The organism is Herbaspirillum sp. 1130, from assembly GCF_017833835.1.
Lineage (GTDB): Bacteria > Pseudomonadota > Gammaproteobacteria > Burkholderiales > Burkholderiaceae_D > Herbaspirillum > Herbaspirillum huttiense.
Genome location: NZ_JAFICQ010000002.1, coordinates 766,611 through 779,352, shown reverse-complemented (window position 1 = coordinate 779,352; position 12,742 = coordinate 766,611). Strand labels below are relative to the sequence as shown.

The window sequence follows — 12,742 nt, the reverse complement described above, 5'->3', positions numbered from 1 at the left end:
AAGGCGTGATGGAGCAATCAGGGCATGAAGGACTCGACCCTGACCACCGGATCGGCACTGGCCTCGAAACGGGCCGCCATCTCCTCGATGCGGCGCAGCTGGTCCAGCGCCGAGGAACAGGCGAAGCCGTATTTCGCCCGGACTCGTTCGCTGCCGATGTTCAAGGCCGTGGCGCTGCGCTGGACAAAGTCGGCCAGCGCGTAGCTGCGTCCCTCCTCCAGATGTTCCTTGACCACCAGCGAGGGGGAATAGCAGTCGGTGACGGTGTCGTCCGGCCAGCGGACACGAAAGTGCATTTCAGGCATGGTGTTCCTCTTGGAATGACGCTGCCACGGGCTGGCAGCGGATGAAATCTGCATACAGCTCCACATGCCGGCGTGCCGAGCGCTGCCACGAGAAACGCGCACAGACTTCCAGGCCTGCCGCGATCAGGCCAGGCCGCGCCGCCGGCGCCAGCGCATGCGCGATGCCGGCGGCCATCGAGGCCGGATCGTGCGGATCGACCCAGGCACAGCAATCGCCATCGAGATACTCGGTAAAGGGCGCGATGCGCGACACCACCACCGGCACGCCACTGGCCATAGCTTCCAGCACCACCAGCCCGAAGCCTTCCTTCAGGGAAGGAAAGACCAGCACATCGGCGCAACGGAACAGGGACGGCATGTCGGCGTCGTCCACTTGCCCGAGGATGCGCACGGCGTCGGCCGGCAAGGCGGCGGCCGCCAGCTCGGCCTGGAAAGCGCGCTGATAACCGGCGTGATCCAGCACGCTCGCGCCCCCGGCGATGACCAGTTGCGCCTGCGGATAAACGCGGCGCAGGCGCACGAATGCCTGCAGGATGCCCAGCGTATTCTTGCGTGGCTCCACGCCGCCCACGGCCAGCAACAGCGGCTTGCCGGTCAGGCTTTGCGCGCGCCGCACGGCCTGGTCGCGCGGTTCCGGCCGGGGCGAATGGCGCAGCATGTCGACGCCGTTGGACACCAGTTCGGCGCGCACCCCATGCTCGCGCTGCAGGATGTCCTGCCAGGTGCGGCTGACGCACAGCACACGGTCGGCCATGCGATAGCCGCGTTCCTGCCAGGCATGCAACTGCGGATCATCGAACTGGTCGAGGTGATGGACGGTGCGCACGTAGCCCCGGATCACGCCCCGCTCCACCAGCGTGGCCAGTGCATTGGCGCTGATGGAATCCTGGGCGTGACAAAGATCGAAGGCGTGCATATCGGTCTGCTCAAAGCAGCGCAGGTAGTCCTCGATACGCTGGCGCACCATGCCGACGACACCCTCGCACTGCACCGGCCCGGGCACCGGATGGAAGGTGCAGGCTGCCGCACGGAACAAGCCCTTGCCGCGCGCATCCGGCGCAAACAGGCTGACCTCATGGCCGAGCGCCTGCAGGCCCTCGGCCAGTTGCAGGGCATGCACCACGCCGCCGCGCGGATTGACGGAGTGGGTCAGCATGGCGATGCGCAGCGGTGTGCGTGACGTCTCCATTCAGGCCTCCCGGCGCGGACCGCAACCGATCAGCGCTTCCTCAGCCAGGTTCCAGAAGGGCAAACGCTGTCCGTGCCAGCACAGATCGAGCTGGCAGCTGTCATCGATGCGGCCGATGGACGCTGCCGCAATCCCGCGCGCAGCAAAGCGGGCCAGCACCTCCGGCAGGTCATCATCGGCCACGCTCAACAGGAATCCATAACTGGGAAAGGCGCTCAGCCAGCGCTGGAAATCGACACCAGGCGGACACGGTATGGCCTCCAGATCGATCACCGCGCCCTTGGCGGAGCACTCCAGCAGCATCAAGGCGGTGCCGATCACGCCGGCCATGCTGATGTCCTTGGCGGCACGCGCCAGACCCGCTTCGGCCAGAGCGGGCAACACTTCGAGGTCGCCACGCAATCGTTCGGCAGGAGCGCCGGTACTGGCATTCCAGTAGGCATACGGTTCCTGGAAGCGCCCGCGCAGATCGATGGCGGCCACCAGGTGTTCACCGCTGCGCGCATCAAAACTGGTCAGCAGGCGCGTGGCCCGGCCGATGATGGAGACGGAGAGCTGTTCGCGGTCGTTGCGGCGATTGCTGTGGCCGCCCACCAGCGGCACTCCATAGACGCGCGCGCCCTCGGCCAGTCCGTCGAGGATGGGCCGCGCGGCTTCGCCACCACGGCTCCACAGGGCATCGACCACCGCCAGCGGACGTCCGCCCATGGCGTAGATGTCGCTGACGTTGACCATCACGCCGCAGTAGCCGGCAAACCAGGGTTGCTGTTCGACGAACTCGTTGAGGAAACCTTCGATGGCAAACAGCAGATAGCCGTCGCCATCCGGAATGGCCGCGCAGTCGTCGCCTACGGCCAGCGTATGGCCCTGGTGCTGCATGGCCGGGGCCGGCGGCAGCGCCTGCATCACGGCATCGATATCGCGCTTGTGCGCGATGCCGCGCGAGGCACGCAGGGTCTCGATGATCTGCGCCAGCGTGGGCGAACTGTCGCGCGCATTCATGGCGTGCGCTCCTCGCGGCCCACGACGAAACCGACATCGCCATCGCTGATCGGTGGATAGAACGACAGGTCGGCCTGCATCAGGTGATGCGGCAGGCCGTGGACTTCGATCTCTGCCAGCGTATGCCAGTGCAGGCGGTGGAACAGCGGCGCATTCTGGCTCTGCACCTGGGCCAGGAAGGTGTGGCAGCCATGCGCATGCGCGGTGCAGACGGCCAGCCGGATGAGACCGCTGCCGACCGACCCGACGCGGCGCGCCTGCCGTGCCACGGCCAGCCGCGAGCCATGCCACACGCCTGGCGAAGATTCATGGATTCGCACCGTTCCTATGATTTCCCGCCAACCCTCATCGCGCTCCAGAACGGCCACGATGGGCATGGCGATGGCATCGGTAGCGTCGCCATCGTCCTCCTGAAATACCTTCTGTTCGGCGCAAAATACGGCACGGCGCAGGCGGCGCGCTGCTTCGCGCTCCACTGTCTCCAGCGCCAGCTTGATGCGCACGCCCCGTGCCAGGATCTCGGGGGCCAGCGATGCGTGTTCGGCGACGTCGCTCATCTCACTTCCTTTCGAACGAAGACAGCGAAGAGCAGGCACCGCACTTGCCGCACCCGGCCTTGGCATCGCCCGATCGCATGCCGGCGTGCTCCAGCATGGCCGCCAGCGGTGCCAGCAGGCGGCGCATGGCGACGGCATCCGGCGAGGGATGGTCTTCCAGCGGCGTGCCCGAGATCGGTACAAACGGCACCACGAAGGGATACACGCCCAGCGCGATGAGCTGCTCGCTCATTTTCAGGATGGCCTCGTCGCTGTCCCCCAGGCCGGCCAGGATGTAGGTGCTGACCTGCCCGCGCCCGAAGACCTCGACGGCAGCGGCGAAGGCTTCCATGTAGCGCTCGACAGGTACGGTGGCCTTGCCGGGCATGATGCGTTTGCGCACTTCCGGCGTGACCGCTTCCAGATGCATGCCCAGGGTATCGATGCCGGCATCGGCCATGCGGCGGAACCAGGCATTGTCGTCCGGCGGCTCGCACTGGCCCTGGATCGGCAGGTTCACCGCCGACTTCACGCCGAAGGCGCTTTCGCACAGCAGCTGCGCGCCGCGATCGGTGGCATTGGGCGTGCCAGTGGTCATGACCATATGCTTGACGCCATCGAGCAGCACCGCCGCGCGCGCCACCTCGCCCAATTGCTCGGGGGTCTTGCGCAGGATGGTGCGGCCGGCCGCCAGCGACTGGCCGATGGCGCAGAACTGGCAGGACTTGCGGCGGCTCTCGTAACGGATGCAGCTCTGCAGGATGGTGGTGGCCAGCACATCGGCGCCATGCAGCGTGGCGATCTTGCCGTAGGGGATGCCATCGAAGGTCTGCATCTTGTAGAAGCGCGGCTGATGCGGGAAGGACACCACGCCCACCTCGACGCCATCGCGCAGGATGCGGGCAGCGCCATCGGCACCCGGCTGCGTGGCCACGTAGGGCGAGGACCAGGCCCCGGCGGTATGCACCGGGATCATCACGGTGTGGCCATCGACGGTCACCGCCTTGTGATCCGACGGCCCTGCCCCGCCCCGGCGGCTCTGCGCGCCGGCAGCGGGATCGTCAAGACGCAGTCCCAGGGACTGCAGTTCCGAGATCAGCTCCACGGCCGCCTTGCGGCTCGGGCGCTGGGGATGCAACTGGATGACGGCTGTCTGCATGAGGGAACCTCGCGGAAGGATGAGTGACGGGAGCAGGCTGTTCGGCCGGGAACAGCGAGGACATGGGAGACGTGCGGCGATCATCGATCACCAGGTGCAGCAGTTCCGGGCGCGCATAGTGGCCCACCGAATCCATCATGCGCTTGCGCTTGGTGACCAGCTCCATGTCGAGGTCGGCCACCAGGATGCCTTCGCCGCTGCGCAGGGGCTCGGCCAGCAGCTTGCCTTCGGGCGACACGATGGCGGTACAGCAGCCACCGCGCAGCGCCTTCTGCGCCTGGGGATCGGGCTCGATGGCGGCGATCTGTTCATCGCTGAGCCAGCCGGTGGCATTGATGACGAAGCAGCCCGATTCGAGGGCGTGATGGCGGATGGTCACCTCCATCTGGTCGGCAAAGATCTGCCCCACCATGGAGCCGGGGAATTGCGCACAGTGGATTTCCTCGTGCTGCGCCATCAGGCTGTAGCGCGCCAGCGGGTTGTAGTGTTCCCAGCAGGCCAGTGCACCGAGACGGCCGACGGCGGTCGGCACCACCTTCAGGCCGCTGGCATCGCCCTGGCCCCAGATCATGCGTTCGTGATAGGTCGGCGTGATCTTGCGGCGCTTCAGCACCAGCGTGCCATCGGCATCGAAGACCAGCTGCGCGTTGTAGAGCGTGCCGTGGTCGCGTTCATTGACGCCCAGTACCACCACCGTCCCGTGTTGGCGAGCGGCGGCGGATACGGCCTGGGTCACGGGACCGGGCACCGTCACGGCGCGCTCGTAGAGCAGCAGGTGTTCCGGCCCCGAAGCGAAGGGCGGCCGCACGAACGAGAAGTACGGATAGTAGGGAACGAAGGTCTCCGGAAAGACCACCAGTTGCGCACCTTGGGCCGCAGCATCGGCGATGGCCTGGCACACCTTGGCCACGGTGCCGTGTTCGCTGTCGAGGTCGGGCGCGATCTGCACCGCCGCCGCCCGTACCGTTCTCTTGTGCATGCTCATGGGCCGCCCTTCCGCTTACAGGGTCCAGGTGTCGAGGATGAAGGCGTTGTCGCGACGATGCAGCAGCACCAGGTCCAGCACGTCCAGCGGATTGATGGGACGGATGCCCGGGATCAGCGAGGGCTCGCCATGGCCGTACAAAGCCTGCAGCGCGAAGCGGCAGGCGTAGACCTTGCCGCCCTCTTCCATGAACTTGACGATCTGCTTGTTGAAGTTCTGGTGACCGGGAAAAGCCTCATCCCCCAGGGTCGGGAAACCGCGCTGCACGCCCAGGGTCACGCCGGGGCCATAGAGCAGGATCGAGGTCTCGAAACCCTTGCGCTTCAGGCGCGTGGCCTGCAACAGATTGACGAAACCGATCGAGCCTTCGAATGCCACGGTGTGGAAGGTCACCAGCGCTTTTTCGCCCGGCTGGGCTTTGACGTCTTCGAATACCTTCTCTTCATAATCCACCAGGAAATCGCCGGGGGCGTGGGCTGCTTTGGTGACTGCGGGCATGGTGATACTCCTCTCGATTGCTGTGGGTCGGCACTTGGGGAAGTGGTCCGGCGACCTCGCCGCGACGCTGGCATTGAATGCATCAGGCGTGCCATCGGCACCCCGTCAATGCAGGAATTGACTGCATAAAAATCCCGTCAATCTCTCCACGCGAAGGCGCAGGCCAGCATCGGTGCGGCTTGGCGAATCATGATCGGCGAGGTGTTTTTTGACCCTGGCGAAGCAATCCATTCAATCGCTCCATACAATTCGCCAACACCGCGCAAACCCGCTTGCACTCTGGCGCGGCGAGATGTGTTGAGTTGGTGCGCAAGGGTGCGCGACGTGATGCACGACGGTGCAATTGGCGACAACCGCGGCGGCGATTGGATGGAATGCAACTTGCATTCAATGAGATGTTTCGATGCAGTCAATATTGAACGCCGGCAATCAAGGAAAGCACCATGTCCAAGCACAGCAGCGTGTGGGTTCCCAAGTTGAAGAAGGGCGGCGGCCCGCTCTATCTGGCCATCGCCAATGCGATTGCCGAGGATGTCGCCACCGGCCACCTGCAACCCGAACAGCGTCTGCCGCCGCAGCGCAAGCTGGCCGAGTTGCTGGACCTGGACTTCACCACCGTGGCCCGCGCCTATACGGAAGCGCATCGGCGCGGCCTGGTGGATTCGGTAGTGGGACGCGGCACCTTCGTCTGCGGCAAGCGCCGGCCGCGCATTCCGCGCGTGACCGAAGGCCGGCCCAACGTCGACATGTCGATGAACATGCCGCCCGAGCCGGAGTCGCCGGAGCTGATGGAGTTGATGCAGGCGGGCTGGAACAAGGTCAACGGGCGCCTCCGTGATCTGCTGCGCTATCAGGATTTCGGCGGCTCGACTGAGGATCGTGAGGCCGGCGCGCTCTGGCTGCGCCGGCGCGCGCTGGTGGTGGAACCGGAACGGGTGCTGGTGACGCCGGGCGCACAATGTGCGCTGCTGGCCATCCTGACCATGCTGGTCGGACCGGGCGGCGTGCTCTGTTGCGAGGACGTGACCTATCCCGGCCTGCGGGCGCTGGCCGGCCATCTCAACATCAAGCTGGTCGGCTTGCCGATGGACAACGAGGGCATCGATGCCGTGGCCTTCGCCGGTGCCTGCGCGCAATATGCGCCCAAGGCGCTGTACTGCAATCCCACCCTGCTCAATCCGACCACCTGCACCACCTCGCTGTCACGCCGCCAGGCGCTGGTGGACATTGCACGCCACTATGAAGTGGCCATCATCGAGGATGACGCCTATGGGTTCCTGCCCCGCGCAGCGCCGCCGGCCATCGCCAGCATCGGCAGCGAGCTGACTTACTATGTGACCGGCCTGGCCAAGAGCGTAGGCGCGGGCCTGCGCATTGCCTACATGGTGGCCCCCGACGCTGCCGCCGCCGCGCGCCTGACCGCAGCCCTGCGCGCCACCACGGTGATGGCCTCGCCGCTCACCTCGACCCTGGCCACGCACTGGATCCGCGACGGCGTGGCCGACCTGGCGCTGGCCAACATCCGCAAGGAATCGATGGCGCGGCAGAAGATCGTGGCCCGCATCCTCCCCGAGCACAGCTATGCCTCGGAAGCGGAGGCCTTCCATCTGTGGCTCAAGCTGCCCGGCGGCTGGCAGGCCAGCAGCTTTTCGGCGCAGATGCGCAGCAACGGCGTGGCCGTGGTGGGCGTGGACGCCTTCTCGGTGACGGCGCCCCCGCTGCAGGCGGTACGGGTGTGCATCGGCGGCATCGCCAGCCGCAGCGACCTGCAGCACGCCCTGGGCCTGATCCGCAGCACCCTGGCCGAGCAGCCGCTGATCAAGCCGGCGGTAGTCTGAGCGGCCCGTCCGGGACGAAATTAGCGAAATTGCAACAAGCAGAATCGTTCACATATGGTCATGCATATGAGATCATTAACGACCGGCAATCCTGACCGCACTGCCCTCGGCGCTCCACCGCCTGCGGCCCAGGGATGCCACGCCAACCCGTTCCCCGGTGCGCCGGAAAGATGTTCGAGAAATGTTGAAAAAAATTAAAACGGAGGATCTGGTCCTCGGGATGTATTTCTGCGGCTTCGAAGCGGCCTGGCTGGACCATCCGTTCTGGAAGAACAAGTTCCTGCTCAAGAACGAAGCTGACCTCAAGCAGGCGCATGCCAGCGGCATCGAGCACTGCTGGATCGATCCGGAGCGCGGCCTGGATGTGGCCGAAGCGCCTGCCGAGACCGGGCAGGATGAAGCCGCAGCGCCCGCCGAGCCTAGCCCCGAACTGCCGCCCGGCCCCGACATCGACACCACCCTGATGGAAGCCGAAGCCTTGCGCGAGAACGCCAAGAAGGCGACCAAGGCCATGTTCAGCGAAGCCCGGCTGGGCAAGGCGCTGGACATGGAGCGCTGCGTCACGGTGGTGGAAGAAATTGCCGGTGCCGTCCTGCAAAGCCCGAATGGCACGCTCAGCGTGTTGCGCCTGAAGCTGGCCGATGAATATACCTACCTGCACTCGGTGGCGGTTTGCGCCCTGATGGTGGCCCTGGGCCGCACCCTCGGCCTGGATGAGAAGGCCTGCCGCGAAGCCGGGCTGGGCGGCTTCCTGCACGATGTGGGCAAGGCCTTCCTGCCGCATGAACTGCTCAACAAGCCGGGCAAGCTGACCGACGAAGAATTCACCCAGATCAAGAAGCACCCCGAGCTGGGCTACAAATACCTGAGCCAGGACCCCAACGTGCCCGATTACGCGCGCGATGTCTGCCTGCACCATCACGAGAAGATGGATGGCCACGGCTATCCGGAACTGCTGCGCAGTGGCCAGATCAGCCTGTATGCGCGCATGGCGGCGATCTGCGACGTGTATGACGCGCTCACCTCGGACCGTCCCTACAAGCGAGCCTGGGACCCGGCCGAAGCGATTTCCAGCATGGCGTCCTGGACAGGCCACTTCGACCGCGCCATGTTCCTGGCCTTCGTCAAGACCCTCGGCATCTATCCGGTGGGTTCCATCGTCAAGCTGGAATCCGGCCGCTCCGGCTTCGTGATCCGCCAGAATGCGCAGGACCTGACGCGGCCGGTACTGAAGGTGTTCCGCTACAACGACGACATGGAAATGAGCGACACCGAGATCCTCGACCTCATGGCCACGCCCGAAGCCGATACCATCGTTGCCCGTGGCGGCGAGGAATGGGCGCGCCTGAGCCATCTCGATACCATGCGCATGCTCAGTACGGGCACGCCCTCCTGAGTCTGAGTCTGAGTCTGAGCCTGAGCCCGCTGACCGGTCCGGCCTGATCAGGCCATCCCCAGCACCGTCATGAAGTGACGCCCGTGTGCCTCGTGCGAGGCCGCGGGCACGCTGATGTCACATGCCATCAGGAAGGTGGTGGCAGCCTCGATGAAGCCATCGGCCAGTTGCATCGCGTCCAGCAGCAGGTGTTCCATGATCCGCTCCTTGTCTCATGCCCGGCAGCGGGATGCGCCGGGCTTGAGAGGATCATGGCGCAGTGTTGTTATCGTCCTGTGTCAAAAGGCGTGCGCCCTGTTTCAATTGAAACCGGCGGAACCAACGCCCCCGTTCCGAGAGCGCCTCAGCCTGCACTGACCTGCCGAATCGCCGCTTCCCACGCGTGGATACGCTCCTGCGCCTGCTCGCGCGTGAAGCGCGGCTCGAAGGTGCGCTCCATGCGCCACTGCGCGGACAGCTCCGACAAATCACGATAGACACCGGTGGCCACTCCGGCCAGATAGGCCGCACCCAGCGCGGTGGTTTCGGTGACCTGGGGACGGATCACCGGAATGCCCAGCAGATCGGCCTGGAACTGCAGCAGCAGATTGTTGGCCGCCGCCCCGCCATCCACGCGCAATTCGGTGATGGGCGAGACCGCATCCTTGACCATCGCATTGAGCAGGGCAGTACTCTGGAAGGCAATCGATTCCAGCGCCGCACGGGCGATGTGGGCCACCGTGCTGCCCCGGCTCAAGCCGACGATGGCGCCCTTGGCACCCGGGTTCCAGTAAGGCGCCCCCAGTCCGGTGAAGGACGGCACGAACACCACGCCCCCCGAATCTTCCACCGTGCAGGCCAGTCCCTCGACGTCGGTGGAGGTCTTGATGGCCTTGAGGCCATCGCGCAGCCACTGCACCACGGCACCGCCGATGAAGACACTGCCTTCGAGCGCATATTGTTTGCGTTCATCGACCTGGCAGGCAGCGGTACTGATGAGGCCGTTGTGCGAAGTGGCGCACTGGTCGCCGGTATGCAGCAGCATGAAGCAGCCGGTACCGTAGGTATTCTTGGCCATGCCGGGACGCACGCAGGCCTGGCCGAACAGGGCCGACTGCTGGTCGCCGGCGATGCCGCCGATCTTGACCGCCGCGCCCAGATGCTGCGCATCGATCTCGCCATAAATGTGGGCCGAGGCATGCACCTGCGGCAGCATCGCGGCGGGAATATCGAGCCATTGCAGCAGCTCTTCATCCCAGGCCCCGGTGTGGATATTCCACAGCATGGTGCGCGAGGCATTGGACACATCGCTCACGTGCAGGCGGCCCCCGGTCAGGTTCCAGACCAGCCACGAATCGACGGTGCCGAACAGCAGTTCGCCCCGTTCGGCACGCGCACGCAGGCCGTCGACATTGTCGAGGATCCAGCGCAGCTTGGTGCCGGAGAAATACGGATCGAGCACCAGCCCGGTCTTCTTCTGGATGGCCTCGCCCAGGCCACGGTCACGCAGCGCCGCGCAGACCACTTCAGCGCGGCGGTCCTGCCAGACCACGGCGTTGCAGACCGGCTTGCCGGTGGCGCGCTCCCACACCACGGTGGTCTCGCGCTGGTTGGTGATGCCCAGGGCGGTCAGTTCTTCGGCCTTGATGCCGCTTTGCGCCAGCACCTTCTGTGCCGTCTGCAACTGGCTCTGCCACAGGTCCATGGGGTCGTGCTCGACCCAGCCCGGCTGCGGGAAGATCTGCGGGAATTCCTGCTGGGCCGTGGCGACGATGGCGCCACTCTGGTCGAAGATGATGCTGCGCGAGCTGGAGGTACCCTGGTCGAGGGCGAGCAGATAGGCCATGATGATTCCTTGCAGACGACTGAAATACTAAAGTTTGAAAATGGAATAACACATTCCTGCGGGCCGCAACCGCAATCCACATGCGGCCATTCTCGGGAGAGACTAAGGTTCAACCCGAAACCAAGTCAACACGCACCCGATCAACGTGAAGACGCCACCCCGACACCGGCCGGGATGGCGTCATCTCACGCGTGATGGCGATCAGGCTGCATCAGCGGACGCGGCCATCCTTCCAGGCTTGCAGCAGCTTGTCGTAGGGGATGGTCTCGCCCTTCGGCTTTTCGTTGGCCAGCTTGGCCCACGGTGCGCCCTTGTCGGACAGCCAGGTGGCCGGATCCTTCTTCGGGTTCAGCTTGGGCGCGCACTGCTTCATGCCGGCGCGCTGCAGGCGGGCCATGATACCGTCCATTTCATCGGCCAGATTGTCCATGGCGCCTTGCGGGGTCTTCTCGCCGGAGATGGCCGAGGAGATGTTCTTCCACCAGATCTGCGCCATCTTCGGATAGTCAGGCACGTTGGTACCGGTCGGGGTCCACGCCACCCGGGCCGGGCTGCGGTAGAACTCGATCAGGCCACCGTACTTGGCAGCGTTCTTGGTGAAGTAGTCGGAGCGGATGTCGGAGTCACGGATGAAGGTCACGCCGACGATGGACTTCTTCAGCGAGACAGTCTTGGAGGTCGTGAACTGCGCATACAGCCAGGCGGCGGCCATCTGGTCCGGCGGGGTGCTCTTGAGGAAGGTCCACGAGCCGACGTCCTGGTAGCCGTTCTGCATGCCGTCCTTCCAGTACGGACCGTGCGGGCCAGGGGCCATGCGCCACTTGGGCGAACCGTCGGCGTTGACCACCGGCAGGCCCTGCTTGGTCATGCTGGCGGTGAAGGCGCTGTACCAGAAGATCTGCTGCGCGATGTGGCCTTGGGCGGGCACCGGGCCGGCTTCGGAGAAGGTCATGCCCAGTGCTTCGGGCGGAGCGTACTTCTTCATCCAGTCCAGGTACTTGGTCAGGGCGTAGACCGCTGCAGGCGAGTTGGTGGCACCGCCGCGCGAGGTCGAGGCACCGACCGGGGTGCACTTGTCATCGGCCACGCGGATACCCCACTCATCGACCGGCAAGCCGTTGGGCAGGCCCTTGTCGGCGGCACCGGCCATGGACAGCCAGGCATCGGTGAAGCGCCAGCCCAGCGACGGGTCCTTCTTGCCGTAATCCATGTGGCCGAAGACCTTCTTGCCGTCCAGTTCCTTGACGTCATTGGTGAAGAAGGCGGCGATGTCTTCGTAAGCCGACCAGTTCTGCGGCACGCCCAGTTCATAGCCGTACTTGGCCTTGAACTTGTCCTGCAGGTCCTTGCGCGCGAACCAGTCGGCGCGGAACCAGTACAGGTTGGCGAACTGCTGGTCGGGCAGCTGGTAGAGCTTGCCGTCCGGCGCGGTGGTGAAGCTGGTACCGATGAAGTCCTTCAGGTCCAGGCCGGGGTTGGTGTATTCCTTGCCGGGGCCGGCCATGTAGTCGCTCAGCACCACGGTCTGGCCGTTGCGGTAGTGAGTACCGATCAGGTCGGAGTCGTTGACCCAGCCGTCATAGATGGACTTGCCCGATTGCAGCGAGGTCTGCATCTTCTCGACCACGTCGCCTTCCTGGATCACGTCGTGGATGACCTTGATGCCGGTGATTTCCTCGAAGGCCTTGGCCAGGGTCTTGGATTCATAGGCGTGCGTATCCAGGGTCTCGGAGACCACGTGGATTTCCTTGACGCCCTTGGCCTTGAGCTTGGCGGCGGCGTCGATGAACCATTGCATCTCGGTGACCTGCTGTGGACGCGACAGCGTGCTGGGCTGGAATTCGGCATCCACCCACTTCTCGGCGGCCTTGATGTCGGCCCAGGCATTGCCCGCGATACCGGCCATGGCCATGGCGGCGGCCAGCACGGTCAGTTTGATTTTCCGCATGTTCTGCATCATGTCTCCTCGTCACCTTCCCCTGAGTTGGCGTGCCGGGTAGGGAAGGAGA

Annotated in this window: 12 protein-coding genes; 2 read left to right on the top strand and 10 right to left on the bottom strand. The window is 65.0% G+C overall.

Annotated features, from left to right (window positions below; all coding sequences use genetic code 11):
• Positions 1 to 17: 17 nt before the first annotated feature.
• From JOD78_RS12305 to JOD78_RS12275, 7 genes are read right to left on the bottom strand one after another with little or no spacing between them, the layout of a single operon-like run.
• The gene (locus JOD78_RS12305; protein WP_121044553.1) at positions 18 to 305 is read right to left on the bottom strand and encodes an MSMEG_0570 family nitrogen starvation response protein; all 288 of its coding nucleotides are present in this window, start codon (positions 303 to 305) and stop codon (positions 18 to 20) included.
• Positions 298 to 1,494: an MSMEG_0565 family glycosyltransferase gene (locus JOD78_RS12300; RefSeq protein ID WP_209567901.1), complete on the bottom strand. Its 1,197-nt coding sequence runs from the start codon at positions 1,492 to 1,494 to the stop codon at positions 298 to 300. The genes JOD78_RS12305 and JOD78_RS12300 overlap by 8 nt, the downstream gene beginning before the upstream one ends.
• Positions 1,495 to 2,496, bottom strand: a complete 1,002-nt coding sequence (locus tag JOD78_RS12295; RefSeq protein WP_209567903.1) for a sll0787 family AIR synthase-like protein — start codon at positions 2,494 to 2,496, stop codon at positions 1,495 to 1,497.
• Positions 2,493 to 3,053: an MSMEG_0567/Sll0786 family nitrogen starvation N-acetyltransferase gene (locus JOD78_RS12290; protein WP_121044559.1), complete on the bottom strand. Its 561-nt coding sequence runs from the start codon at positions 3,051 to 3,053 to the stop codon at positions 2,493 to 2,495. The genes JOD78_RS12295 and JOD78_RS12290 overlap by 4 nt, the downstream gene beginning before the upstream one ends.
• A gap of 1 nt (position 3,054) precedes the next feature.
• Positions 3,055 to 4,137 carry an MSMEG_0568 family radical SAM protein gene (locus JOD78_RS12285; protein WP_121044812.1) on the bottom strand — a complete coding sequence of 361 codons (1,083 nt, stop codon included), beginning with the start codon at positions 4,135 to 4,137 and terminating at the stop codon, positions 3,055 to 3,057.
• The gene (locus JOD78_RS12280) at positions 4,094 to 5,176 is read right to left on the bottom strand and encodes a Nit6803 family nitrilase (RefSeq protein WP_039790018.1); all 1,083 of its coding nucleotides are present in this window, start codon (positions 5,174 to 5,176) and stop codon (positions 4,094 to 4,096) included. The genes JOD78_RS12285 and JOD78_RS12280 overlap by 44 nt, the downstream gene beginning before the upstream one ends.
• 15 nt (positions 5,177 to 5,191) lie before the next feature.
• Positions 5,192 to 5,674 (bottom strand): MSMEG_0572/Sll0783 family nitrogen starvation response protein, encoded by a 483-nt coding sequence (locus JOD78_RS12275; protein ID WP_006463016.1) that lies wholly within the window; start codon positions 5,672 to 5,674, stop codon positions 5,192 to 5,194.
• A 443-nt stretch (positions 5,675 to 6,117) separates the two neighbouring features.
• Between JOD78_RS12275 and JOD78_RS12270 the strand changes: the two genes are divergently transcribed.
• Both JOD78_RS12270 and JOD78_RS12265 read left to right on the top strand, forming a co-directional pair.
• Complete coding sequence (locus JOD78_RS12270; RefSeq protein ID WP_121044561.1) at positions 6,118 to 7,512, top strand: PLP-dependent aminotransferase family protein; 1,395 nt, start codon at positions 6,118 to 6,120, stop codon at positions 7,510 to 7,512.
• 181 nt (positions 7,513 to 7,693) lie between these two features.
• Positions 7,694 to 8,908, top strand: coding sequence for an HD-GYP domain-containing protein (locus JOD78_RS12265; protein WP_121044564.1), 1,215 nt, complete (start codon positions 7,694 to 7,696; stop codon positions 8,906 to 8,908).
• Positions 8,909 to 8,955: 47 nt separating this feature from the next.
• Here the strand turns inward: JOD78_RS12265 and JOD78_RS12260 are convergent, their stop codons facing one another.
• The 3 genes from JOD78_RS12260 to JOD78_RS12250 all read right to left on the bottom strand — a co-directional run bounded on the left by JOD78_RS12260 (position 8,956) and on the right by JOD78_RS12250 (position 12,690).
• Complete coding sequence (locus JOD78_RS12260) at positions 8,956 to 9,105, bottom strand: hypothetical protein (RefSeq protein WP_166675037.1); 150 nt, start codon at positions 9,103 to 9,105, stop codon at positions 8,956 to 8,958.
• Positions 9,106 to 9,251: 146 nt separating this feature from the next.
• Complete coding sequence (gene glpK, locus JOD78_RS12255) at positions 9,252 to 10,733, bottom strand: glycerol kinase GlpK (protein WP_209567905.1); 1,482 nt, start codon at positions 10,731 to 10,733, stop codon at positions 9,252 to 9,254.
• Between the two features lie 211 nt (positions 10,734 to 10,944).
• Positions 10,945 to 12,690 (bottom strand): ABC transporter substrate-binding protein, encoded by a 1,746-nt coding sequence (locus JOD78_RS12250; protein WP_199725120.1) that lies wholly within the window; start codon positions 12,688 to 12,690, stop codon positions 10,945 to 10,947.
• Between the last annotated feature and the right edge of the window lie 52 nt (positions 12,691 to 12,742).